The sequence below is a fragment of the Chitinophaga sp. 05T412 genome (genome assembly GCF_056396465.1).
The window spans coordinates 1-427 of record NZ_JBFTLN010000095.1 but is presented as its reverse complement, the minus strand read 5'-3'; the positions used below and the strand labels follow the sequence as shown (position 1 = coordinate 427).

General features: G+C 73.5%; 1 protein-coding gene. It reads right to left on the bottom strand.

The genetic code is table 11. The features are described from left to right. Nucleotides 1–427, bottom strand: a 427-nt coding sequence (locus tag AC1DFM_RS34830) for a hypothetical protein (RefSeq protein WP_477081390.1), incomplete at both ends; no start/stop codon positions are given.

Below are 427 nucleotides of genomic sequence, written 5' to 3'. Positions count from 1 at the left end.
TCTACGAGCCGCGGCCTCACGGTCGGCTGCCAGGCAGGCACGAGTGAGCCGCTGGCGGAACAGTGTCGGCGAGGGAGGCGCATCGTCCTTCGACCGGAGTGCCGCCTCGACGATGTCGGGCCCGGCCTCGGCCGGCAGCTGCCGGATCTCGTGCTCGACGGTGCACGCTCGGTAGAGGCTCACCTCCCCGCGGGACAGGCGAGCTCGCAGCTCAGCGGCGCCCGGACTGCGGGTGGTCGCCAGGTCGAGACGAGCGCCCACCTCGTGCTGACCGAGACCGGTMGCCGTGGCGACCTCGAGCACGGTGAGCTCTGCGGGGTCGACCCAGCCCGGCGGTCGCGCCCGACCGAGCGCGGCGAATCGCGCCTGCTCCCCCGCCTCGATGTCGGACTGGAGCCTCGCGAGCGACTCCAGAGCGACTCCGTCG